Here is a 22,838-nt window from a genome sequence, read left to right as displayed (position 1 = left end):
GGAAAGCCTTATTATTCTATCAAAATAAATAACATTTAAATGACTCTGGGGACTTTATGGACATTACAGAATTATTAGCATTTTCTGCTAAAAATGGCGCGTCGGATTTACACTTGTCTGCGGGGATGCCACCACTGATTCGTGTTGATGGTGAGGTTCGTCGTATTAACCTGCCTGCTCTGGAACACAAAGAAGTGCACAAGCTGGTTTACGATATCATGAACGATAAACAGCGCCGTGACTATGAAGAAAATCTTGAAACTGACTTTTCCTTTGAAGTTCCTGGCGTGGCCCGTTTCCGTGTCAACGCATTTAACCAGAACCGCGGTGCCGGTGCCGTATTCCGTACCATTCCATCTAAAGTCCTGACCATTGAAGATCTGGGCATGGGCCAAATCTTTAAAGATATCTGTGAATATCCACGTGGTCTGGTGCTGGTGACAGGTCCAACCGGTTCAGGTAAATCAACGACGCTGGCAGCGATGCTGGACTATATTAATGATAACCGTTATGACCACATCCTGACCGTCGAAGATCCAATCGAATTTGTACACCAATCAAAAAAATGTCTGATCAACCAGCGTGAAGTGCATCGTGATACCCATGGTTTTAATGAAGCATTACGTTCTGCATTACGTGAAGACCCAGATATTATCCTGGTCGGTGAGATGCGTGACCTTGAAACCATCCGTCTAGCGCTCACCGCTGCGGAAACTGGTCACCTGGTGTTCGGCACCCTGCATACCACCTCAGCGGCAAAAACCATTGACCGTGTGATTGACGTATTTCCGGCAGAAGAAAAAGACATGGTTCGTGCCATGCTGTCTGAATCACTACAAGCGGTTGTTTCACAAACCCTGCTGAAGAAAAATGGCGGTGGTCGTGTGGCTGCACATGAAATCATGATCGGTATTCCTGCAATCCGTAACCTGATCCGTGAAAACAAAGTCGCTCAGATGTACTCTGCAATTCAGACCGGTGCCAACTATGGTATGACCACACTGGATCAGAGCCTGAAAACACTGGTATCTAAAGGCGTGATCAGCCCACAAGTTGCACGTACTGCTGCTAAACAGCCTGAATCATTCTTATAAAAAATTAATTTTATTGGGGTTTTATCATGGACTTTAACGGCTTACTCAATTATATGGTAGAGAAAAAGGCTTCGGATCTGTTCATCACAGCCGATGTCGAACCCTCTATCAAAGTTAACGGTCAGATTGTACCGATTGGTTCAGTAAAATTGCCGGGGCCGGCTGTGGGACAACTGCTGAACTCGATCATGAGCGAAAAGCAGCGTAAGGAATTTGCCGAAACGCGTGAATGTAACTTCGCGATCAGCACTCCGGACAAGTCCACGCGTTTCCGTGTCAGTGCTTTCCAGCAGCGTGATGAACCGGGGATGGTGCTACGTCGGATTGAAACTGTGATTCCCACCATGGATGAACTCAAGTTACCGCCAATTCTGAAAGAACTGGCGATGACCAAACGAGGCATCATTATTTTTGTCGGGGCAACCGGTACAGGTAAATCAACCTCGCTGGCATCTTTGGTCGGTTATCGCAATGAAAACTCCAAGGGTCATATCATTACCATTGAAGATCCGATTGAATTCATTCACCAACATAAGGGCTGTATTATTACTCAGCGCGAAGTCGGGATCGACACAGATTCATTTGAAATTGCCCTGAAAAATACCCTGCGTCAGGCACCAGATGTGATTCTGATTGGTGAGATCCGTTCACGTGAAACCATGGACTATGCCATTGCCTTTGCAGAAACCGGTCACCTGGTCTTTGCCACGCTGCATGCCAACAACGCTAACCAGGCCATTGACCGGATTATTCACTTCTTTGAAGCAGACCGGCATAACCAACTGTTTATGGACCTGTCTTTAAACATGAAAGCCATTGTGGCGCAGCAGCTGATCCCAACCATTGATGGTACAGGCCGTCGTGCCGCAATTGAGATCCTGATCAACTCACCTTTAGTTTCAGATCTGATCCGTAAAGGTGATGTGCATGAAATTAAAGACTTGATGAAGCGTTCGCGTGAACTGGGCATGCAGACCTTTGACCAGGCACTGTATGACCTGTATAAGGCCAAACAGATCAGCTACAAGGATGCGCTGAAACATGCCGATTCTCCGAACGATCTACGTCTGCAAATCAAGCTAGCAGAAGAAGGCGGTGCACATCTAATGAATGCCGGCAGCAATATTACCTTTGATGGACAATCTTAAGATTAAATCATAAACCTCATATAAAAAAACAGGCTTCAAATGAAGCCTGTTTTTTTATGTCCAAGAAAACCTGGCATTATTTTTTACGATAAGCGTCCTGACATTCAGGTTCATCACAGTAACCATACAGATTCAGTGAGTGGCCTGTTAATTCAAAGCCGAATTTTTTCGCAACTTCGTGCTGTTCATGTTCAATTACGTCATTGGTGAATTCAACAACTTTATTGCAGTTTTGACATACCAGGTGATCATGGTGATCATCCTGCATAATTTCAAATACAGAATGATTATTTTCAAAGTGGTGACGCTGAATAATGCCTGCTGCTTCAAACTGTGTTAACACACGATATACAGTTGCAAGACCCACATCTTCCCCTTGATCGAGTAAAGTCTTGTAGATATCTTCCGCGCTTAAATGGTGCTGACGTGAGTTTTCTAATAGTTCTAATATTTTAATTCTAGGCAGGGTAACTTTCAGTCCAGCTTTGCGTAAATCTTGATTTGAAATAGGCATGTAAAAAGGTCTCTCAACAAAATTAAAGTTGGAATATGCAACAAAGTTTAGATGCAGTATGATCTATCCTTGGATCAAATGCATCATAATTAATTTGGGATAGTGTAGCAAAATGCAAAAAATCATGTTGACGTTATTCGTCACTTCATTGCTCGTCGGCTGTTCGACCTTAGGTGTGTACAAAGTTGATATTCCTCAAGGAACACCTTTAACTCAAGCACAAGCCTCTAAAATCCAGGTGGGAATGAGCCACCAACAAGTCCGCTTCCTACTTGGCAGCCCAACAGTGACAGATCCTTTAAATCCATTACGCTGGGACTACATCTACAATTATACCCCAGGAACCTATGCTAAAAAAGCCAACATTCCTGCTGCACGTGGTCAGCACTTAAAAATCTACTTTAATCCAAACGGTATTGTGGAACGTATTGAAGGTCTAGAAACCATTCCAGCGTCACAACCCGGTTTACCTGGTTCGAAAGAAGCGATTCTGACAGCGCCACCACTATAATCGCTTTTCCATAAAAAAACCCCTGTATTTCTAGGGGTTTTTCTAATTAACTGCATAGGTTTGTCAAATTAATGGCATTTTGCTGTTTTTATGAAGCATTTGATCAGCTTCAGGATTGCCACAGCTTCGATCGGTTACCTTTAATGTAACGTCCTACAGGATTTTGCGCTGCACGTTTACGACGTATATCCTTAGGATTAATGGTCAACGCACGGTAAATTTCTACTCGATCCCCAGCATTTAAAAGCTGTGCATGATCCTGCAAGTGCACGCCAAATATTCCCAGATTTAAAGATTCAGGCAATTCCACCTGATCGCGGATGCCGCTTGCAGCAATCGCATCCAGTGCAGTCATGCCCTGCTGAAATGGCACTGCAATATGAAACTGTTGCTCAGGGGCAGCATATGCCACCCAAATCAACGCTGACTGATTCATCAGAACCACTGCCCTAACACTGCAATAATCGCAACAACGATCGACACGGGTAATACCACTCGAACTGCAATTCGCCAGATGTTATAGAATGCTTCCGAACTGAAATTCATTGATTTACGAAGATGACTGATTTTCATGATCCAGCCGGCAAACAAGGTATAGATCAGACTGATCACCAAGCCCCATAGGATTAGCAAACTATTAAAGACCGGCGTGATATTTGGAATCAACCAGACCAGTGTCGCAACCGCTACAATTGCCCATTGAATAATGACATTGATCTGACGCTGTTGCAGCTGCTCACGTGCCATCTGTAACATCAGTGCAGCCGCAACTACAATCGCAGCAACCAAGGCAAATGCAGGTACTTCAGCTTTTACCGCGAAGAAACCAAAAGCAATCACTGCAAGCAGTTGTGCAATCCAGATCGGTAATACAGTTTTGGTCGCAACATCCTGCTGCTTCACCGCAGCCAGACTAGACTGCCAATACAGCCCCATACCTAAACCACTGGCAACCAGTGCCAGGACCGTTGCATTGCCCCATTCAGAAAACTGTAACGGAGTGACTTGCCATTCAGGCAGTGCTGTACCCATGACATTAGCAAGGATTAAAGATGCGATCACGCCAACTGTCGTAATTCCCACCAGAATCAGACGCGGAATTAAAGACAGGAGCAAAGCTATAATTGCTAATCCAGCCAGGATCAACGGTTGTTGTACTTCAATATTGGCAATCGACACCACATTGGCAGCATGATTCAGCATGGCACCAGCAAGGAATGGAATAAACACCACAGCCAGCCAACCGACAATACGCCAGCGCTGCGAACTGTCTGCCTCACGGGTCAGACTCGACAATGCCTGTAATGCGGTCGTTTTGGAACGTTTCGCTAAAGCAATTTCCAGATAACAAACTGGAAGCGCCAGGATCAGCATTGTCGCCAACCACAACATCCAGAAATCAAGCTGACGATCAATCTGAATACCTGTTATTGGTGCGAGGGTCGCAATAATAAGAAAGGATAAACAAAAAGCCATCAGAGGCGATAACCATTTTGACATAGTATTGTCCTGCATGATGCATTCCTATAAAAATCTAGCGCTATTTTGCCTTGCATAGCGGTGAAAATCAAAAACAAAAAGCAAACCACCCGAAGATGATTTGCTGCGCAAAATGATCATTAGACTTTAATTTTTGTTATAGGGGAAAATTACTTTATGAGAAAAAACGAGCGAACCAGTTTTTGCCCTTTTTCTTTTCTTTTTCTTTGATCAGGCCGATCATATTTTCCTTCACCGCATCCACATAATCCGCGTCATCATGCTGAATATGGTTGATCAGCCATTTCGATAATACTTCATGTAATTCAGCTTCAATCGAATGTCCTATTTCAAAACGGTCACGATAGGATTCAATTTTCTTGATGAACAGATCATGCACACGTTTATGCGGAACACGATATTTATAACCCGCTTCTTCCTGAAGTGATTCTTCAAAAGTGAAATGCGATTGTGTGTAATCGATAATATTTTCTAGAATTTGCTTAATACGCGCACGATCTGTATTGACATCAATTTCGTCGATTTCATTAATATAATCGAGAATTCGTTTATGCTGATCGTCAATCACATCGATACCAGTATTGTATTCTGGAACCCATTTCATCTTCATTACGACCACCTATAAATATTGAGGATTTATCACATAAATTAAAGCATATAGATTATTGATTTAAATAAAAATAAAGTGAATTAGTCGGCTTTAGAGCTAAAATTGTATTTTTCTTGTTAAGTGTTTGTTATACATAATTAAAAATAATTTATTCCGAGCAAAAAGATCAGATATTAATTAACCAATAAGAGCTATAAGCTATTATTAATCTTTGCTTTTTACATGACTATTAAACAAAAAAGACAGCACTTTTATACTGTCTTTTTAGTTTCGAGATTAATACTGATCTGCACGTGTCACCCGTTTTAGCGAAGGATCCAGTCGCTCACGTTCCAGACGTTCCACATGGGTTAGTTGAGAACGTACTTTTGCTCCATGCTGGAACAGAATCATCTCACCGGGCTGAAAGGCAGTCCATTCTTCATTCTGGGTCAATGGCTCCGTCGTAATCACCGCGACACGATCCTCGGGTGTAGTCACCTGGCTAAAATCGACTTCAACTTCGATATCAATAAGTTGTGCAGGCTTAAACGGATATTCACGCACCAGCCAGTGTAGCTTGGTAATGGCATAGGTAAACAGCGCCTGACCATTGGACAAGCAGAAATTAAAAGTACCATGCTCGGCAATGGATGGCGAAATCTCGGTCAGTAGATCAAAGATCTGATCCTGTTTCGGTTCATGATAACCAAAGCGCTTTACCAGCTGATCGAGCAGATAACAGAAAGCACGTTCACTGTCGGTATTACCGACTGGCGTAAAACGGCCTGAGAGCTCTGGAAAGAAATTATGCAGATCACCATTATGCGCGAAGATCCACTGACGTCCCCACAGCTCGCGACTAAAAGGATGCGAATTTTCCAGATTAATTTTACCCTGAGTCGCCTTACGGATATGCGCAATCACATTCCTGGATTTGATTGGATAATTGCGGATCAGCTCGGCAATCGGTGATTCAACCGCAGACTGGTTATCGACAAATAAACGGCAGGCTTTGTCTTCAAAGAAAGCAATCCCAAAACCATCGGCATGATCTGAAGTAATCCCTGCGCGCTGGGAAAAGCCTCGAAATGAAAAGGTAATATCCGTCGGTGTCGCACAATTCATTCCAAGCAGCTGGCACATAATCTTCATTCAGGTATCGGGGTATTTATGCAGTTATTGTGCATGAGTCCATAGGGCTTTTCAAATCTTGATCCATTCAATATTATGCGCTAAAAATGCTAAAGAATGCTTTTTTATGCTTTATTTTAGAAAACAGATCAATCTGGCTCAAGCTATTTTTTGAAATGACGATGTTCTACTAAGGAAAAATTATTCGTATTTCAGAAGATAAGACCTAAAAATAAAAGGCATAAAAAAGAGCCTCAACTGAGACTCTTTTCAATCATTGAATTAATGATGGGCTGACTTTACACGGTTGGTAATCAATGTACCCACACCATGATCAGTAAAGATTTCTAGCAGGCTGGCATGCGGTACACGACCATCCACAATATGCGCACTCACCACACCACCTTTCACCGCATCAAGCGCACAACCCACTTTTGGAATCATACCACCGTAAATGACTCCAGTTTCGATTAAACGGTCGACTTCTTGTGTGCTTAAACCTGTCAGCAAATTTTTATTTTCATCCAATACCCCTGTGATATTGGTCAATAAAATCAGCTTTTCTGCACCCAATGCTTCAGCGACTTTACCGGCCACCAAATCTGCATTGATATTATAGGTATTGCCTTCTTCATCCACACCTAGTGGTGCAATCACAGGAATAAAATCGCTATTGGTAAACATTTCCAGTACGTCAGTTTTGACACCAACCACTTCACCCACCAGACCTAAATCAATTTTCTGGATTGAACCATCTTCTGCTGTTTTTTCCATCAGCAGTTTTTGTGCACGGATCAGGTTACCATCTTTACCGGTCAAACCAATGGCACGTCCACCATGTTTGTTGATCAGATTAACGATGGATTTGTTTACGCTCCCGCCAAGCACCATTTCAACGATTTCCATGGTTACAGGATCAGTAACACGCATGCCGTCAATACGTTCAGATTCACGGCCCAGCTGTTTCAGCATAGAATCGACTTGAGGACCGCCACCATGTACTACGATCGGATTCAGACCTACAGTTTTCAGCAACACGATGTCACGAGCAAATGAACTCTCCAGCTCAGGATCGGTCATTGCGTTACCGCCATATTTCACCACTAGGGTTTTACCCGCAAAGCGTTGAATATACGGCAAAGCTTCAGTCAGAATTTGTGCTTTGTCGATGCCTGTCTGTTGATTTGGCATTCGCCTCTCCTTATTGAGCATCTAAAATATCTTGGGCGATCGCTGGATAGCGGTCACGTAACATCGAAACGAACAGGTGACGAATTTCATTCAGGCGGCTCTGATTTTCCGCATCAAAACGCACTGTGAAGTATTCACCTGTATTGGATGCTCGAATGATGCCAAAACCATCATCAAAATCAAGACGTATACCGTCAATTTTACTAATTTGCGCGTTTAATTTACCTGATTGTGCTTCAACAAAGTCAAGTAATTCTAGTGGCTTAATCTGATGCGTCGAAATATAGAGGTCTTCAGTACCCGTACGTTTGGGATAACGTGCCAGTGCTTCTGCCAGTGTCTGTCCAGTTTGATCCAGATACTCCATGACTCTGAGTGCCGCATAAACACCATCATCATAACCGCCGCCACGGCCATCATTGAAGACATAGTGTCCGGCATATTCACCACCGAAAATTGCCTGTCCTTTAGAATTCGCCAGATACTTCCGCAGGAAAGAACTTCCTGTGCGGATCATGACCGGCTTAGCACCCAGCGCTTGTACCGTATTACGAACGAGGGTAGAACATTTCACATCAAAGACAAATTCTTTATTAGCCTGATCTTTAAGACAAATTTCAGCACATAGGCATAACAGCTGATCAGCCGTAATCACCTGTCCTTCCGCATCGATAAGTACCAGGCGATCGCCATCACCATCTAGGGCAATTCCAATGTCGGCTCCTGTTTCTAAAACCTTTGCTTTTAACAGCTGCAAATGAGCTTCCTGAGACGGATCCGGCGCATGATCGGGAAAATGACCGTTCGCTTCAGTTCTTATTGTCGTCAGATCACAGCCTAGCTTGTTCAACACCAAAGCCGCGCAGCGTCCAGCTGAACCATTCAGACCATCCAGCACGACCCGATAACGGCGTTTCAGCTGAATATCATTGAGAATGGACTGCTGATATTTGAGGCAATATTCTGGAATAATCTCATGCTCAATCCAGTCTACCTGTTGCAGTTGCTCTGAATAATATTTTTGAGCTTCCTGTCCTACTGCCTGAATCATTTCAGGACATGGGGGTTGATTATCAATCAACCACTTGATGCCATTATCTTCTCGTGGATTATGGCTCGCAGTGATCATGATGCCATTACCATCAAATTCACGTGACGTGTAATACAGCATCGGACTAGAACAGCAGCCAATAATTTGCGCTTCAATCGCATAATACTGGCTTAATATGCGTTGAATAATATGGGCATAGGTCGGACTCGATAGCCTCGCATCATAACCAATTGCGACACGTGTCTGTCCCGCAGCTTGATACTGCTGGGCCAAGCCATGTGCAATGGCATTTACCATGCTGACATTGAGTAAACTAACCTTACCGCGAATGTCATAAGCACGAAAGATTTGCATGGGGAATGGATGATGCATGAATCCCATAGATCGTAATTTCACTGCTAAATAGGAGAATATAAGTTCAGAAATCAGGTCTAATCACCATGATGTGAAACTTTAGTTTTTTTGTTCTAGGACAACGTACTTTTAGCTGATTTCAGATAAATAATCAATTTAAAAAATATAACGAATGGATAAATGCTAGCTGAAAAACGGGATAAATCTTATTCTATCAACCCTTAAAAAAGCCCACATTTGATTGAATGTAGGCTCTTTTTTAAATTAGTTCTTGCCAGTATGACCAAAGCCGCCTGCACCACGCTCAGTGGCTTCAAACTCATTCACAATATCGAACTGTGCTTGAACCACTGGGACAAGTACATACTGTGCCAGTCGTTCACCTGGTTCCAGGCTAAATGCAGTCTGACTGCGATTCCATACCGAAACCATGAGTTCGCCTTGATAATCCGAATCAATCAGACCCACTAGATTACCCAGTACTATGCCGTGTTTATGACCCAGACCAGAACGTGGCAGGATCAGGCCCGCAAATGCAGGATCTTCGATATAAATAGCCAGACCAGTTTTCACCAGAACTGTTTGACCTGGTTGAATCACGGTGGTTTCGTTCACGCATGCACGAAGGTCGAGTCCTGCAGAACCTGTGGTTGCATAATTTGGCATAGGCCATTCATTGCCAAGGCGTGCATCAAGGACTTTCACCTGTACTTTCATCATTTTATTCCTGTAGAAAAATATCAATAGATTAATTACTTAAATTTTAACGCTTAATCAGTGCGCGCAAATTATCCAGATAATGTTGTGCCTGCTGTTTCGGATCAATATTGCCAGCCAGCTTTTTCTTGCGACCCAACCATTCCAGCTCATCTTCTGGCAATTCATCCAGGAAGCGGCTTGGCGTCATCTGCTTCATCTGACCACCGGCCTTACGCTGCTCAGCCAAGGTAATCGTCAAACCCTGACGGGCACGGGTAATGCCCACGTACATCAGACGGCGTTCTTCCTCAACGGTTTCTGCCGCGATCGAGTTTTTGTGTGGCAGAATCTCTTCTTCCAGACCAATCAGATAGACATAAGGGAATTCCAGACCTTTAGACGCATGTAAGGTGAGCAGATTAACCTTGTCAGTATCTTCCGCTTCCTGTTGCTGTTCCAGCATATCCAGCAGCACCATTTTACGGATCACACTTTCAATATTCTTTTCATCCACATCTTCAGCACGGTTAATCAGGCTCTGGATACTGCTATATAGAACTTCAATATTGTCGAGCTTGGTTTTTTCCTGCGCCGGGGTTGCTGCCGATTCCTTGATGTAGTCAATATAGCCGGCTTCCACCATCATCTGGCGGATAATCGGCACTGGTTCATCATCATCCAGCAGATTGCGGGTAAAGTTATTGATGAAGTCTGCAAATTCGGCCAGCTGAGTCGTGGCTTTCTTTGGCATCGCCATGGTCAGACGCTGGTCAGCTGCCGCAGCCAAAAGCGATAGATTATTTTCCTGCGCAAACAGACCTAATTTTTCCAGCGTCACCGGGCCGATGGCGCGTTTCGGTGTATTGATGATACGCAGGAAGGCACTGTCATCTTCCGGGTTAATGATCAGACGCAGGTAACTCATGACGTCTTTGATTTCGGCACGCGCAAAGAAAGACTGACCTCCCGAGAGCTTGTAAGGAATCTGCATCTGACGCAGCTGGGTTTCCAGAATACGTGCCTGAAAATTCCCGCGATACAAAATCGCGTAGTCTTTCCAGTTTTTACCATTCATCAGCTTATGCGTAATGAGATCTTTCACCACGCGTTCGGCTTCATCATCATCATTACGGCAAGTGATGACACGGATCACTTCACCATGGCCTTTGTCTGACCAGAGTTTTTTATCAAAGATATGCGGATTATTGCCAATAACGGTATTCGCCGCTTTTAGAATACGACTGGTTGAACGGTAGTTCTGTTCCAGCTTGATGACTTTCAGATTCGGGAAATCCTGTTGTAACAGCGCCATGTTTTCCGGTTTAGCACCACGCCAGGCATAGATCGACTGGTCATCATCACCTACCGCAGTGAACTGGCCCATCACGCCCACCAGCAACTTCACCAGAATATACTGGGCGGTGTTGGTATCCTGATATTCATCCACCAACAAATAACGCACACGGTTCTGCCATTTATCACGCACTTCGGCATTTTCCTGTAGCAAACGCGTTGGCATCACAATCAGGTCATCAAAGTCGACGGCGTTATAAGCACGCAAGTTACGTTCATACAATTGATACAAATGTGCAAACTGGACATCTTCCTGAGTTTCACAGGTGGTATGGGCCTGCTCTGGCGGAATCAGATCGTTTTTCCAGTCGGAAATCATTTTCATCGCTTTTGCGATCAGTTCCTTGCTTTCTGCGCCGGATAAATTATCACGGTGCATCAGGTCCATCAGAATACGCTTGCAGTCATCTGCATCCAGAATCGAAAAATTATTTTTCAGCGGTGTATGTTTAAGTTCTAAACGTAATAGATTTAGACCAAAGGTATGGAAAGTCGATACTGATAAGCCTTTACCTTCCTCACGGGTGAGCAACTTACCCACACGCTCTTTCATTTCACGTGCGGCTTTGTTGGTAAAGGTCATGGCAGTAATACGGTGTGCCGGAATGCCACAATGCTTGACCAAGTAGGCGATTTTTCTTGTGATTACTGAAGTCTTACCTGAACCCGCACCGGCAAGCACTAACAAGGGTCCTTGAGTGTATTTCATGGCTTCAAGTTGCTTGTCATTTAACTGACTGGCGAGTGACATAGTGCTTCCTCTTCTAGATTCGGCTCCGATTATAGTCGGCTCAAGCTCAGTTTCCTAATTGAAAATTCATTTTCCTGCATCATATTTCAGACATAAAAAAACCACCCGAAGGTGGTCTTTTTGCAATTCAGATCTTACTGAACAGCATATACCGCAATCTCAACACGACGGTTTTGTTCTTTACCCGCTGCAGTTGTGTTGTCTGCGATTGGGTTCGCTGAACCTAAACCTTGAGCATTAATACGTGTACGTGCTACGCCTTGACCAGCAAGGTAGTTCGCAACAGATTGCGCACGTGCTTGAGACAATGGCAGGTTGATTGAATCATTACCAGTGCTGTCAGTATAACCAGTTACCAAAATACCGCTTTGGCTATCTTCAGTTAGAACTTGAGCAACCTTGTTCAATGTTGCATAAAAGTTTGGTTTGATATTTGATTTGTTGGTATCAAATGTAATCGCGCCTGGCATTACTAGGTTGATCGAACCGTCTGGATTACGGTTTACATCTACACCTGTACCTGCTGTAGCTTGACGTAATTTTTTCTCTTTATTGTCAAGGTAAACACCCGCTGCACCACCCACTACTGCACCAATTGCAGCTGCACGGTTGTTTTGACGGCTAGTGTTTGCATTGCCTTTAGAAATACCATAACCCGCCGCAGCACCAATTACTGTACCTAAAGCTGCTTTGTCGTATTCAATACCACCAAGGTTATTACCAGTAGTTTGACAACCTGTAAGTGCTACCGCCCCTGCTACAGCTGCTGTAATTAACAATGCACGCATCGCATGCCTCCTTAACTTGTTTTGTTGTATTTGAAGAATAATGGTCAATAATTCAATTAATAACCATATCTGATTTGTTAATAATAAATCTTTTCGTAACTATTTGTAATGTTTATGTGTAACCAAAACGGTTAACTTCATCACATTTCCTCCATAGTTCTCATTCGGCACTTTTCTATTTCAGATTGAGAACGTATATTGTTAATAATATGACAAAATTTAGTCGATTTTCAGCTTAGGACAGGGTTATATGTCGTCGGAAAGTAAAAAACAACCTATATTAAAAAAAATTGCACGTGGCCTGACAGTGACTTCAGTAATGACGGGAAGCACCTTTTTCCATGGACCGCCAGTACTGGCTTTGGGTCTGACCAAACTAGTCAAAAAGTCATCTAAAATTGATGAAACCAATATCAAGATTACCAACAGCTGGCTTGGCGTAAACAACTGGCTGATTGAAAATGTCCTTAAAAATACCCAATGGACCATTAGCATCGATGAATCTCTGGATCTGAATATGCAGGGGCGCTACCTGATGAGCTGTAATCATCAGAGCTGGGTCGACACGACGGTTAATCAATACTTCGGCTTAACCCGTATGCCATTGACCCGTTTCTTTACCAAATGGGAACTGATCTTTATCCCATTTGTCGGACAGGCATTTAAAATCCTCGGTTTCCCGATGATGAAGCGTCACACCAAGGAACAGATTGCCAAAAATCCTGCGCTAAAAGACCGCGATATGGATGAAGCGCGTAAATCCTGCCAGCAGTTGCTGAGTCAGCCATTTACCCTGCTCAATTATCTGGAAGGTACCCGTTTTACCCAGGAAAAACATGACCAGCAACAGTCCCCGTATAAACATCTGTTAAAACCAAAAGCCGGTGGCTTGGCACTGGCATTGAATATTCTGGGTGACCGTATTGATGCATTTGTAGACATGACCATCGTTTATCCGGACGGTGTACCAGGTTATGGTGAATTCTGGCTGGGCGAAGTACCCCGTATTGCGGTAGATTTAAGAAAGATTGAACTCCCAGACTGGGTACTGGGCGGTAATTATGAAGAAGATGCTGAATACCGCGAGCATTTCCAGCAATGGGTTCATCAAATATGGACTGAGAAAGATCAGTTAATTGAGAAAATGAAGCAGGATCTGGCTCGAGCAGCCTGATGTACTGATCTGAGAGACTATGAAGCCAACTCCCCCAAAAACCAGCTCTAGCGCCTTTAAATTTTTCCGTGAAGGGACTTGGGGCTGGAAGGTCGCCCTGGCCTACGACATCTTTATGATGGTGTTAATCGTCATCAACCTGTTATGCCTGAGTGCCAATGCCATTTTAATGAGCGACTTTGGGCAATGGTTATTCGATTTCATACGTCTGCCTGAAATCCTGCAATTCTATAAAGCTGAACTGCGTCCCTGGGTGATTATTACCGAAGGCTGGTTTACCACCTTCCTGATTGGGGAGTTATTGGTGCGCTGGCTGATTGCCATGGTCTTGCGTCATCATGCCCGCTGGTGGTTCTTCCCCTTTATTCACTGGTATGAAATTCTCGCGATCCTGCCGCAATTCCGTTTTCTGCGTCTGCTCCGCGCAGTGGCAATCGGCTACAACCTGCATAGCCACGGTTTCAAGGTCATTCCATCGAGCTGGTATAAGCGTGGCAACTTCTATTACAACCTGATTATGGAAGAGCTGACCAGCCGTATTGTGGTTACCGTACTGGACGGAATTAAACGCGAACTGACCTCTAGCACCACACATCGTCAACTGATTGATGATCTGGTCGAGCATCACCGTCAATTATTTGCCACTGCTTTGGCAGATATCCTGCAAGAAACCTTAGGCAAGGAATTACAGGCACAGCGGTATATGATTGCCAAAAACGTCGGCCAGGTGGTGAATAAAGCCATTGAAGATACGCCTGAGCTGACCCAGTTGCTACGTCTGATACCAATTGTCGGTAGCCGCATCGAACAGCAGATTCAAAGTATTGGTCAACGCTTGGGAGAAAATATTACCCAAGGACTGATCGATCCATTTACCCATACTGATTACAGTAAAGATAACCCAACTTTTGCCATGATTTCAGAAAAGATCAGTCAGATCCAGATTGAACAAAATCCAAACATCGACAAACTGGTGGAGTCGGCTGTTTTTGAAACACTTGAGGCGATCCGCAAACAGGTCAAAATTAAACAGTGGCAGCAGATTTTGGAAGAAAATGAGCAAAATCAGCGTTCAACATACCTCTAATTCGGCATGAATAATGCTATTCTTTTTTATGGAATCTGATCGCATAAAAAAATAACCTGGATCGCTAGAGAATTAACGAAATTTGTTCTAGGATTTGCACTATTTACAACATTGCTTCGACATAAAATTTTATAAGTCAGAAGTATTAAGGAAGAACTATGGCTGATATACGGATTAAGGGCAGAATGGTCAATGCGATTCGCATTACCCTTGAAACAAATGATCATGATGCGATCCGCCAGCAATTAGCACCCAAATTACAAGCTGCATTTCCACCGGGCACCCTAGTGGTGATTGAAAGTACTGTCGAGCAGGAACTTATTGCGCTTATCCAGCTGTTGATCAGTCTGGATGTGCAACCGATGGCAGTGACTGAAGGTCCGCTTGCAGATCAGGCGCGTGCAATCCAGTTCCCGGTATTGCCGCCTGACCGTCAGCTGCAGGAAATCAAGGCAACCAAAGAACAGGTCATTGAAGTCAAACCTGAAGTTGTTAAGTCAGATGCCGGAACAGAAGAAGTTAAGGCAGCCCCTGTCATTGCTCATGTGACTTCCTACCATGATGAAATTCTGCGTACCGGTCAGTGCATTGTGCAGCATCATGGCGACATTATTATCAGTGCCAGCATCAACAGCGGTTCAGAAGTGATTGCCTCTGGCAATATTCATATCTATGGCAGTGCCCGTGGTCGTGTGATTGCTGGTGCAGGTGGCAATACTGCGGCCCGCATTTTCTGTCATGCACTGGAAGCAGAACTGATTTCTATTGCAGGTACCTATTGTGTTGCAGACGACATTCCACCGCATGTGGTGAAAAAGCCTGTGCATATTTACTTGAATGATCAACTAGAGCTTGTATTTGAAGCTCTAGAATTTTAATGTATAAATAAACACCAAAACCCTATGTTAAATAGGGAATTTAAACCATAACAGGAGTGGATTCGGTGGCGAAAATTGTTGTCGTAACGTCAGGCAAAGGTGGTGTAGGTAAAACTACAACAAGTGCATCTTTTGCAACAGGTTTAGCCCTACGTGGCCACAAAACTGTTGTTATCGACTTTGACGTGGGTTTACGTAACCTTGACTTGATCATGGGTTGTGAACGCCGCGTTGTTTATGATTTTGTGAATGTTTTAAATAACGAAGCACGATTACAACAAGCGCTTATTCGCGATAAGGATATTGAGAACTTATATATTCTGCCAGCGTCTCAAACACGTGATAAAGAAGCCCTCACTGATGAAGGTGTGGCACGTGTAATGGATGAACTGTCGCAGGAATTTGACTACATTATTTGTGATTCACCTGCTGGGATCGAACGTGGTGCCATCATGGCCATGTACCATGCTGATGAAGCCATCATTGTAACTAATCCTGAAATTTCTTCAGTACGTGACTCTGACCGCATCATTGGTATGCTCGATAGCAAGACCAAGAAAGTGGAACAAAACGAAGGTCGCATCCGTAAACATCTGTGTATCACACGTTTCAATCCAGAACGTGCAGATAAACAAGAAATGTTAACGATTGACGATATTTCTAAAGATATTTTACGTGTACCAACACTTGGCGTCATTCCTGAATGCCCTAGCGTTCTTCAAGCGTCTAATGAAGGGAAACCGGTCATTAACTTTACCGAATCTGCAGCGGGTCAAGCGTATGATGACCTTGTTGCTCGTTTCCTTGGAGAAGAACGCCCTTATCGTCACATTGAAGTGAAACCGAAGGGTTGGTTAGCACGATTATTTGGAGCGTAAACATGGCAGGATTTTGGAGTAAGCTTTTTAGCAGCGAAGAAAAACCAACGAGCGCTCAAACCGCAAAAGATCGTTTAAAAGTTATCGTTGCCTCTGAACAAGGTCTTGGTCGTCGTTTAAGCCAGGACAAAATTGATCAAATGAAAAAAGAGATCATGCAAGTCGTGAACCGTTATGTGCGCGGTGTAGACGAACAGCATATTCAAATGCAGGTCCGTTCTGAAGCGAATATTGAAATGCTTGAAATGAATATCAATTTACCTGAAGAACGATAATCTGATTTTTGATTAGTCAAGCAAATTGATTCAAGGCAGAATATGAGGCCGGATTAGTAAACTTAAAGCACTGCTTTAAGGCTTTACCCGGCCGCAAGATGAGAAGCTATGCTTCGAGTTAGCTGGAGTAGTAAACTTAAAGCACCGCCTGGCCCAGTCGCAAAACGAGAATCTATGCTTCGAGTGGACAGGGCGTACAAAGTTTACTTTACCCAGCTGCAAGATCATCAGTTTAGCTTCTAGGTAGACAGAGAACATTAAGATATCCTGTTACTTGCGTACTCATATTTTTCATTTTAAAAATTACCTCAAGGAGCTTGTGATGGCATTGTCTCAACCGGCAACGTTTAACGAAGAATGGTCAGATGAGCGTGTATTTGCCTATCTCACTCAATTACCTCCTGCAGGCGTAAATGCAGACTTTCATGTGCTTTATCATGCTTATAAACACATGCGTCCTTTTGACTATGAACGCCTGTTGACTCAATTCGTTGCAGATGGTCGTGACGTCAATGCGACTAACCCTGAAGGTGAACGCATTCATGACGTGATTGCAAAATTCCCGCGTCATAGTGCTGAGTTCCTTGAAGTATTAGCCAAGTTTGCTTAAAACTTTGCTTATACAATAAAAAAAGCCTGCTTTATGCAGGCTTTTTTTTATTGGTGGAGATTCTGAGCTTAAATCAGAATCTCACGCTTACCATTCGCGCCCATCGCGCTCACCACACCGTTCTCTTCCATCTGGTCAATGATTCGGGCAGCACGGTTATAACCGAGGCTAAACTTACGCTGTAGCGACGACGTAGATGCCTTACGGGTTTCTAATACGAACGATACACACTGGTCATAGAGTGGATCACGGTCAGAAGCACCATCACCACCATCTTCAAAGCCACGACTTGTAGGTTCTTCATCAAATGGAGTCAATATCTCATCCACATAGTTCGGTGCACCACGCTCACGCCAGGCATCACAAATACGGTTAACTTCATCATCGGCAATAAAAGCACCATGCACACGTTCAGGCTCAATTTTACCTGGGCCAAGGAACAGCATATCACCATGACCCAGCAGGTCTTCTGCACCACCCGCATCCAGAATGGTACGCGAGTCGATTTTCGAGTTTACACGCAGTGCTACACGCGTTGGGATGTTGGCTTTGATCAGACCGGTAATGACATCCACCGATGGTCGTTGAGTTGCCAGGAGCAAGTGAATACCCGCTGCACGAGATTTCTGTGCCAGACGGGTGATCATTTCTTCCGCTTTTTTACCCACCTGCATGATCATATCCGCGAACTCGTCCGCGACAATCACAATTGATGGCAATGGTGTCAAACGTGGTGCACGTTCCCCGGCCACCGATTCACTGGCTTTCCAGGTTGGATCAAACAGATCTTCCCCATTGGCAATTGCTTCTTCCACCTTACGGTTATAGTCGCTGAGCTTGCGGATTTTCAGGAAAGACATCAGCTTGTAACGACGTTCCATTTCATTGACACACCAGTTCAGTGCACTTACTGCATCTTTCATATCAGTAACGACAGGTGTCAACAGATGTGGAATATCGTTATAGTTCGCCAATTCCAGCTGTTTTGGGTCAATCAGGATCAGACGCAATTGATCAGGCGTGTACTTGAGCAGCATCGACAAGATCATCGAGTTCACTGCGACCGATTTACCGGAACCTGTGGTACCGGCAACCAGCATATGAGGTGCTTTGCCTAGTTCAGTAATCACCGGATTTCCGGAAATATCTTTACCCATCGCCATTGAAAGAATGGCATCCGAGTCTTCAAATTTCGGGGTTTTCACCAGCTCGATTAGGCGTACCATTTCACGGGTGCTGTTTGGCACTTCAATCCCGATATATGGCTTGCCTGGAATCACCTCGACTACACGTACCGACGCCATCGACATGGAACGTGCCAGGTCACGGGAAATATTAGTGACTTTTGAGGCTTTCACACCTGGTGCCAGATCCAGTTCAAAACGCGTCACCACAGGACCCGGTTGTGCTTCGACCACTTTGGCCTTGACGTTAAATTCCTGAAGTTTAATTTCTAGCAATTCAGACAGACGTGATAATTGCTCTTCAGTGAAGTTCACTTTTTTATTTGGGTCGACTTCATCAAGCAACTCTAAACCCGGCAATGGCGATAAATCTTTACGACGTTCAGCCACTTGCATCGCACGTGACAAAGGACGCCCCATCGAGTCAGTCAGTGGTGCATCAAAATCAAATTCATCTTCTTCTTGAGGAGCACCCGCAGTTTCATGCCAGGCTTCAATGAATTCTTCTTTGGATAATGCTGCTTTCACTGCATCACTGGTATTTTGCTGATTTGTATTTTGTTGAAGAGCTGTCTGAGCAGTCGAGTTGCTCTCAGGTGTAGACACTTCTATGCCTTGATGCTGAATCGGCGCCTGGACAAAAGCAGAAGATTGCGCATAGCTCGAAGCCCGAACTGGCTTTTCCGGCTCAATATCTTCGACCAGTAGATCATCCAGATCATCAAAATCAGCTTCAAGCCCTGTGTTACGTACCGATGGTATAGAAGCAGGAGTAGCACTGATGCCTGTCGCCACAGCTGTAGTCGCTACCACCGCTTTCGGCAAATCTTCAACAATTCTTAAAGCTGGCTGTTCAGTTGATGCCTGGGCAGTGAATGGGCTATGCACATCCGTCGCCGTTTTCCCGGGCGGTACAGCTGCCAGCAACTCGTCAAAGATTTCATCATCATCCCAATCCAGACCTTTTTTCGTGGTCACAGAAGCTACAGGTGTTTCTGTTTTGAGATGTGCCTTGATTTCCTGAATTGGCGCAACCGCTACAGGGGCGGCAGAAGTCTGCTGTTCTTCTTCCGCTGCTTTTAATAACGCATCAATGTCCTGTTTATGGCGCTGGTCTTCATCAGAATGCAATGCGCGCCAAACTTCGCCTGTGGTAATCACACGGTCTGGATCCTGAATCAGGCGATGCGCTTTTTCCAGCGTTTTTTCAAATTCTTCATCTTCCGGGCTAAGTTCTGGCTCTGGATGTTTTTTCTGTTGCGCCTGGAATTCACGATCCGCAATATCATCGAATAGGCGCTCGGCTACATGGTCACGAACTACAGGATCTATTTCTACAGGTTCATGCTCAGGTACAGGAATTACCGGCGTTGAGACGCTCTTTTTAGCAGGACTGCTGGCGATATCTTTCTTGGCCACTGCCATAGAACGATCAAACTCACCCTCCCCTTCCGGGACATTACGATAAAACAGATCCTGTAAATATGCAGGCGTTGCTTTCAGGCTGCTCCAGGTCTTATTCCATTTCACGCCAAAAGCCAAGGTAAACAGCAATACCCATAAACCCACCAGAAACACTGCCGCACCGTAGATCGTCAATAGCTGTTCAAGACTTTGACCTAACTCATAACCAATAATGCCACCAGAAGAATTATCCAGCGTATCAGCAGGGACTTCCCAGAACAGGAACATCAAGGCAGAAGTGGTCAGTAACAGGAAGAATTGTGCTGCATAACGGAATGGCCGGTTCAGGAAGCTGTGTGGCCACCAGACCTGTACGGCTTCTACGAACAGATATAATGGAATAAGCAAACTCGCCCAGCCAAGAAAACCAAACAGTAAGTCTGAGATCCATGCACCCGCAACCCCACTGGCATTTGAAACCGTCTGGGTGTCACTGGAAATGTGCATCCACCCCGGATCAAATGGCGTATAGGTCACTGTTGCAAGAAACAGATAGATCCCAAATGAGACCAAAAATAATGTCATTACTAAGCGCTGTGCATAAGCACTCGACACCGTTGTCATATACTGTCCTGTAGCCAATTCTTCATGAATGTTCTTTTGCTATTATGATTCAAAAAAACGACGCAATAAAATGCCTATTATGCACCTGTTACACGAAAAAAGATGCAGTATTGTGCAACTGCACATAGGTCTTGTTCTTTATCACTTCTATATAGCCCAAATCGATTTGGATGATCAATAATATCGACTTTAATCTCACACCACTGTTATACAGTTTCACGTATAATTCAATAAATTTCTAAATACAAAAAGGATAGCCCGATGAGCGCACGTCACTCACGACTGATTATTTTAGGTTCCGGCCCTGCTGGCTACAGCGCAGCTGTGTATGCAGCACGTGCAAACTTAAAACCGACACTCATTGCAGGTCTGCAACTTGGTGGTCAGCTGACTACGACGACTGAAGTAGACAACTGGCCAGGTGATCCTGAAGGCCTGACTGGTCCGGTATTGATGGAACGTATGCAGGCGCATGCGGAACGTTTCGGTACTGAAATCGTGTATGACCACATCAATGAAGTTGACTTGAACGTACGTCCTTTTGTATTAAAAGGCGACATGGAAGAGTTCACTTGTGATGCCTTGATCATTTGTACCGGTGCAACTGCGCAATACTTGGGTCTTGAATCTGAAGCGGCTTTTATGGGCCAAGGTGTGAGTGCATGCGCGACTTGTGACGGTTTCTTCTATAAAAACCAGAAAGTGATGGTTGTCGGTGGTGGTAATACTGCAGTTGAAGAAGCACTTTATCTGTCAAATATCGCGTCTCATGTGACGTTGGTACACCGTCGTGACAGCCTGCGTTCTGAAAAAATTCTTCAGGACCACCTGTTTGAAAAAGAGAAAGAAGGCAAAATCAGCATCATCTGGAATCACCAGGTCGATGAAGTCCTGGGTGATGCCAAAGCAGGTGTAACCTCAGTACGTTTAAAATCAACTCAAGATGACTCAACTCAAGAAGTTGAAGTTTCAGGTATGTTTGTTGCGATTGGTCATAAACCAAATAGCAGCATTTTTGAAGGTCAATTACAGCTTCGTGAAGGTTATATCCAAGTGCAAAGTGGTACTGCGGGCAATGCAACGCAAACTTCTATTCCTGGCGTATTCGCTGCGGGTGATATTGCGGATAGCGTATACCGTCAAGCGATTACCTCTGCAGGTTCAGGCTGTATGGCCGCACTGGATGCAGAAAAATATCTCGATGCGATGGGCAAGTTAGACTAAGCAGCGAAAATGAAAAAGCCGTCCATCTTGGGCGGCTTTTTTATGTATGATAAATACTGATGATTCTAAAACCAGGTTCAATCATGCAGCATCTTCCCCCTTCACAGTTCATGTTCCCCAATCCTGTAGAAGTTGATCTTGAAGGAGAAGGACTTATTTGTATTGGCGCCGATCTCACACCATCCACCCTGTTTGAAGCCTATTCGCATGGCCTGTTTCCATGGTTCTCGGAAGGTGAGCCGATCTGCTGGTGGAGCCCGGAACCACGTTGCATTATCCGACCACAGGATTATCATCCGAGTAAATCCCTGATCCGTAATATGAAAAAGTATGATTATAAAATTACCGTAAATCATGCTTTTGAACGGGTTATCCGTTCCTGTTCACTTCCTCGTGCTTATGCCGATGAAACCTGGATTAGCGAAGATATTATTCAGGGTTACTGTGACATGTTTGATGCCGGTCATGGCTATAGCATCGAAGTCTGGGATGAAGACCAGATTGTCGGCGGCTTATATGGAGTAACCATCGGACAGGGTTGTTTTGGTGAATCCATGTTCAGCACCCAGACCGATGTTTCGAAAATGGCATTTTATACTTTAATGCTGATTGGTCAGGAAAATCAGCTGCCCTGGATTGACTGTCAATTGGTCAATGACCATCTGTTGAGCCTCGGTGCCAGTACAATTTCTCGCCAAGCATACCTTAATTCGTTACAAGATGTGATAAAACGCTCGCCTATCAATTGGCAAAAGTATCAGGAGGGTGTATTTTCAAGTAAAACAATAGCGTTAAACGCGCGATTAAGTGAATGAAAATAACA

At 44.3% G+C, this 22,838-nt stretch carries 22 protein-coding genes; 11 read left to right on the top strand and 11 right to left on the bottom strand.

Annotation, left to right across the window (positions count from 1 at the left end; genetic code table 11):
- Positions 1-56 precede the first annotated feature (56 nt).
- Complete coding sequence (locus tag IHE35_RS03350) at positions 57-1,094, top strand: type IV pilus twitching motility protein PilT (protein ID WP_163168563.1); 1,038 nt, start codon at positions 57-59, stop codon at positions 1,092-1,094.
- 26 nt (positions 1,095-1,120) lie between these two features.
- Positions 1,121-2,242 carry a PilT/PilU family type 4a pilus ATPase gene (locus IHE35_RS03345; protein WP_242789303.1) on the top strand — a complete coding sequence of 374 codons (1,122 nt, stop codon included), beginning with the start codon at positions 1,121-1,123 and terminating at the stop codon, positions 2,240-2,242.
- A 76-nt stretch (positions 2,243-2,318) separates the two neighbouring features.
- Here the strand turns inward: IHE35_RS03345 and fur are convergent, their stop codons facing one another.
- Positions 2,319-2,756, bottom strand: coding sequence for a ferric iron uptake transcriptional regulator (gene fur, locus IHE35_RS03340; protein ID WP_004811125.1), 438 nt, complete (start codon positions 2,754-2,756; stop codon positions 2,319-2,321).
- A gap of 112 nt (positions 2,757-2,868) precedes the next feature.
- Between fur and bamE the strand changes: the two genes are divergently transcribed.
- Positions 2,869-3,267 carry an outer membrane protein assembly factor BamE gene (bamE, locus tag IHE35_RS03335; RefSeq protein ID WP_004811126.1) on the top strand — a complete coding sequence of 133 codons (399 nt, stop codon included), beginning with the start codon at positions 2,869-2,871 and terminating at the stop codon, positions 3,265-3,267.
- A gap of 109 nt (positions 3,268-3,376) precedes the next feature.
- Here bamE and IHE35_RS03330 read toward each other — a convergent pair whose 3' ends face one another.
- The 9 genes from IHE35_RS03330 to IHE35_RS03290 form a co-directional block, all read right to left on the bottom strand.
- Complete coding sequence (locus IHE35_RS03330; protein ID WP_242789302.1) at positions 3,377-3,703, bottom strand: RnfH family protein; 327 nt, start codon at positions 3,701-3,703, stop codon at positions 3,377-3,379.
- Positions 3,703-4,782, bottom strand: a complete 1,080-nt coding sequence (locus IHE35_RS03325) for a hypothetical protein (protein WP_242789301.1) — start codon at positions 4,780-4,782, stop codon at positions 3,703-3,705. The genes IHE35_RS03330 and IHE35_RS03325 overlap by 1 nt, the downstream gene beginning before the upstream one ends.
- A gap of 139 nt (positions 4,783-4,921) precedes the next feature.
- A complete protein-coding gene (locus IHE35_RS03320; protein ID WP_242789300.1) occupies positions 4,922-5,377 on the bottom strand; it encodes a bacteriohemerythrin in 456 nt (151 codons plus the stop codon).
- A gap of 276 nt (positions 5,378-5,653) precedes the next feature.
- Positions 5,654-6,502, bottom strand: coding sequence for a class II glutamine amidotransferase (locus tag IHE35_RS03315; RefSeq protein ID WP_048881344.1), 849 nt, complete (start codon positions 6,500-6,502; stop codon positions 5,654-5,656).
- A 270-nt stretch (positions 6,503-6,772) separates the two neighbouring features.
- Positions 6,773-7,681 carry an acetylglutamate kinase gene (gene argB, locus IHE35_RS03310; protein WP_242789299.1) on the bottom strand — a complete coding sequence of 303 codons (909 nt, stop codon included), beginning with the start codon at positions 7,679-7,681 and terminating at the stop codon, positions 6,773-6,775.
- Between the two features lie 10 nt (positions 7,682-7,691).
- On the bottom strand, positions 7,692-9,113 hold the full coding sequence (locus IHE35_RS03305; RefSeq protein ID WP_242789298.1) for a phosphomannomutase/phosphoglucomutase: 1,422 nt from the start codon (positions 9,111-9,113) through the stop codon (positions 7,692-7,694).
- A gap of 237 nt (positions 9,114-9,350) precedes the next feature.
- On the bottom strand, positions 9,351-9,803 hold the full coding sequence (gene dut / locus IHE35_RS03300) for a dUTP diphosphatase (protein ID WP_242789942.1): 453 nt from the start codon (positions 9,801-9,803) through the stop codon (positions 9,351-9,353).
- A gap of 46 nt (positions 9,804-9,849) precedes the next feature.
- Positions 9,850-11,889 carry a UvrD-helicase domain-containing protein gene (locus tag IHE35_RS03295; RefSeq protein WP_242789297.1) on the bottom strand — a complete coding sequence of 680 codons (2,040 nt, stop codon included), beginning with the start codon at positions 11,887-11,889 and terminating at the stop codon, positions 9,850-9,852.
- Positions 11,890-12,023: 134 nt separating this feature from the next.
- Entirely contained in the window at positions 12,024-12,677 is a 654-nt protein-coding gene (locus IHE35_RS03290; protein WP_242789296.1) for an OmpA family protein, read from the bottom strand.
- A gap of 250 nt (positions 12,678-12,927) precedes the next feature.
- Here IHE35_RS03290 and IHE35_RS03285 point away from each other — a divergent pair, with 250 nt between their 5' ends.
- From IHE35_RS03285 to IHE35_RS03260, 6 genes are all read left to right on the top strand, one after another.
- The gene (locus IHE35_RS03285) at positions 12,928-13,851 is read left to right on the top strand and encodes an acyltransferase (RefSeq protein WP_242789295.1); all 924 of its coding nucleotides are present in this window, start codon (positions 12,928-12,930) and stop codon (positions 13,849-13,851) included.
- A 19-nt stretch (positions 13,852-13,870) separates the two neighbouring features.
- Positions 13,871-14,938 (top strand): preprotein translocase subunit SecA, encoded by a 1,068-nt coding sequence (locus IHE35_RS03280; RefSeq protein WP_242789294.1) that lies wholly within the window; start codon positions 13,871-13,873, stop codon positions 14,936-14,938.
- A gap of 158 nt (positions 14,939-15,096) precedes the next feature.
- A complete protein-coding gene (minC, locus tag IHE35_RS03275; RefSeq protein WP_242789293.1) occupies positions 15,097-15,816 on the top strand; it encodes a septum site-determining protein MinC in 720 nt (239 codons plus the stop codon).
- A gap of 65 nt (positions 15,817-15,881) precedes the next feature.
- Positions 15,882-16,694, top strand: coding sequence for a septum site-determining protein MinD (gene minD, locus IHE35_RS03270; RefSeq protein WP_242789292.1), 813 nt, complete (start codon positions 15,882-15,884; stop codon positions 16,692-16,694).
- A 2-nt stretch (positions 16,695-16,696) separates the two neighbouring features.
- Positions 16,697-16,969, top strand: a complete 273-nt coding sequence (gene minE / locus IHE35_RS03265) for a cell division topological specificity factor MinE (protein ID WP_242789291.1) — start codon at positions 16,697-16,699, stop codon at positions 16,967-16,969.
- Positions 16,970-17,291: 322 nt separating this feature from the next.
- Positions 17,292-17,579: a PA4642 family protein gene (locus IHE35_RS03260; protein WP_242789290.1), complete on the top strand. Its 288-nt coding sequence runs from the start codon at positions 17,292-17,294 to the stop codon at positions 17,577-17,579.
- Positions 17,580-17,647: 68 nt separating this feature from the next.
- Here the strand turns inward: IHE35_RS03260 and IHE35_RS03255 are convergent, their stop codons facing one another.
- Positions 17,648-20,791 (bottom strand): DNA translocase FtsK, encoded by a 3,144-nt coding sequence (locus IHE35_RS03255; protein WP_242789289.1) that lies wholly within the window; start codon positions 20,789-20,791, stop codon positions 17,648-17,650.
- 261 nt (positions 20,792-21,052) lie between these two features.
- Between IHE35_RS03255 and trxB the strand changes: the two genes are divergently transcribed.
- Both trxB and aat read left to right on the top strand, forming a co-directional pair.
- A complete protein-coding gene (gene trxB, locus IHE35_RS03250; protein WP_242789288.1) occupies positions 21,053-22,015 on the top strand; it encodes a thioredoxin-disulfide reductase in 963 nt (320 codons plus the stop codon).
- Between the two features lie 83 nt (positions 22,016-22,098).
- Positions 22,099-22,830: a leucyl/phenylalanyl-tRNA--protein transferase gene (gene aat, locus IHE35_RS03245; protein WP_242789287.1), complete on the top strand. Its 732-nt coding sequence runs from the start codon at positions 22,099-22,101 to the stop codon at positions 22,828-22,830.
- Positions 22,831-22,838: the final 8 nt, after the last annotated feature.

Source organism: Acinetobacter sp. ASP199 (genome assembly GCF_022700675.1).
Classification (GTDB): Bacteria; Pseudomonadota; Gammaproteobacteria; order Pseudomonadales; family Moraxellaceae; genus Acinetobacter.
Note: the sequence above shows the minus strand (reverse complement) of the source record. Positions and strands in the feature narration are given on the sequence as shown.

Bases quoted from the DNA above. Each gene is read 5' to 3' on its own strand.
- IHE35_RS03350 (WP_163168563.1), top strand. From the start codon at position 57: ATGGACATTACAGAATTATTAGCATTTTCTGCTAAAAATGGCGCGTCG.
- IHE35_RS03345 (WP_242789303.1), top strand. From the start codon at position 1,121: ATGGACTTTAACGGCTTACTCAATTATATGGTAGAGAAAAAGGCTTCG.
- fur (WP_004811125.1), bottom strand. From the start codon at position 2,756: ATGCCTATTTCAAATCAAGATTTACGCAAAGCTGGACTGAAAGTTACC.
- bamE (WP_004811126.1), top strand. From the start codon at position 2,869: ATGCAAAAAATCATGTTGACGTTATTCGTCACTTCATTGCTCGTCGGC.
- IHE35_RS03330 (WP_242789302.1), bottom strand. From the start codon at position 3,703: ATGAATCAGTCAGCGTTGATTTGGGTGGCATATGCTGCCCCTGAGCAA.
- IHE35_RS03325 (WP_242789301.1), bottom strand. From the start codon at position 4,782: ATGCAGGACAATACTATGTCAAAATGGTTATCGCCTCTGATGGCTTTT.
- IHE35_RS03320 (WP_242789300.1), bottom strand. From the start codon at position 5,377: ATGAAGATGAAATGGGTTCCAGAATACAATACTGGTATCGATGTGATT.
- IHE35_RS03315 (WP_048881344.1), bottom strand. From the start codon at position 6,502: ATGTGCCAGCTGCTTGGAATGAATTGTGCGACACCGACGGATATTACC.
- argB (WP_242789299.1), bottom strand. From the start codon at position 7,681: ATGCCAAATCAACAGACAGGCATCGACAAAGCACAAATTCTGACTGAA.
- IHE35_RS03305 (WP_242789298.1), bottom strand. From the start codon at position 9,113: ATGGGATTCATGCATCATCCATTCCCCATGCAAATCTTTCGTGCTTAT.
- dut (WP_242789942.1), bottom strand. From the start codon at position 9,803: ATGAAAGTACAGGTGAAAGTCCTTGATGCACGCCTTGGCAATGAATGG.
- IHE35_RS03295 (WP_242789297.1), bottom strand. From the start codon at position 11,889: ATGTCACTCGCCAGTCAGTTAAATGACAAGCAACTTGAAGCCATGAAA.
- IHE35_RS03290 (WP_242789296.1), bottom strand. From the start codon at position 12,677: ATGCGTGCATTGTTAATTACAGCAGCTGTAGCAGGGGCGGTAGCACTT.
- IHE35_RS03285 (WP_242789295.1), top strand. From the start codon at position 12,928: ATGTCGTCGGAAAGTAAAAAACAACCTATATTAAAAAAAATTGCACGT.
- IHE35_RS03280 (WP_242789294.1), top strand. From the start codon at position 13,871: ATGAAGCCAACTCCCCCAAAAACCAGCTCTAGCGCCTTTAAATTTTTC.
- minC (WP_242789293.1), top strand. From the start codon at position 15,097: ATGGCTGATATACGGATTAAGGGCAGAATGGTCAATGCGATTCGCATT.
- minE (WP_242789291.1), top strand. From the start codon at position 16,697: ATGGCAGGATTTTGGAGTAAGCTTTTTAGCAGCGAAGAAAAACCAACG.
- IHE35_RS03260 (WP_242789290.1), top strand. From the start codon at position 17,292: ATGGCATTGTCTCAACCGGCAACGTTTAACGAAGAATGGTCAGATGAG.
- IHE35_RS03255 (WP_242789289.1), bottom strand. From the start codon at position 20,791: ATGACAACGGTGTCGAGTGCTTATGCACAGCGCTTAGTAATGACATTA.
- trxB (WP_242789288.1), top strand. From the start codon at position 21,053: ATGAGCGCACGTCACTCACGACTGATTATTTTAGGTTCCGGCCCTGCT.
- aat (WP_242789287.1), top strand. From the start codon at position 22,099: ATGCAGCATCTTCCCCCTTCACAGTTCATGTTCCCCAATCCTGTAGAA.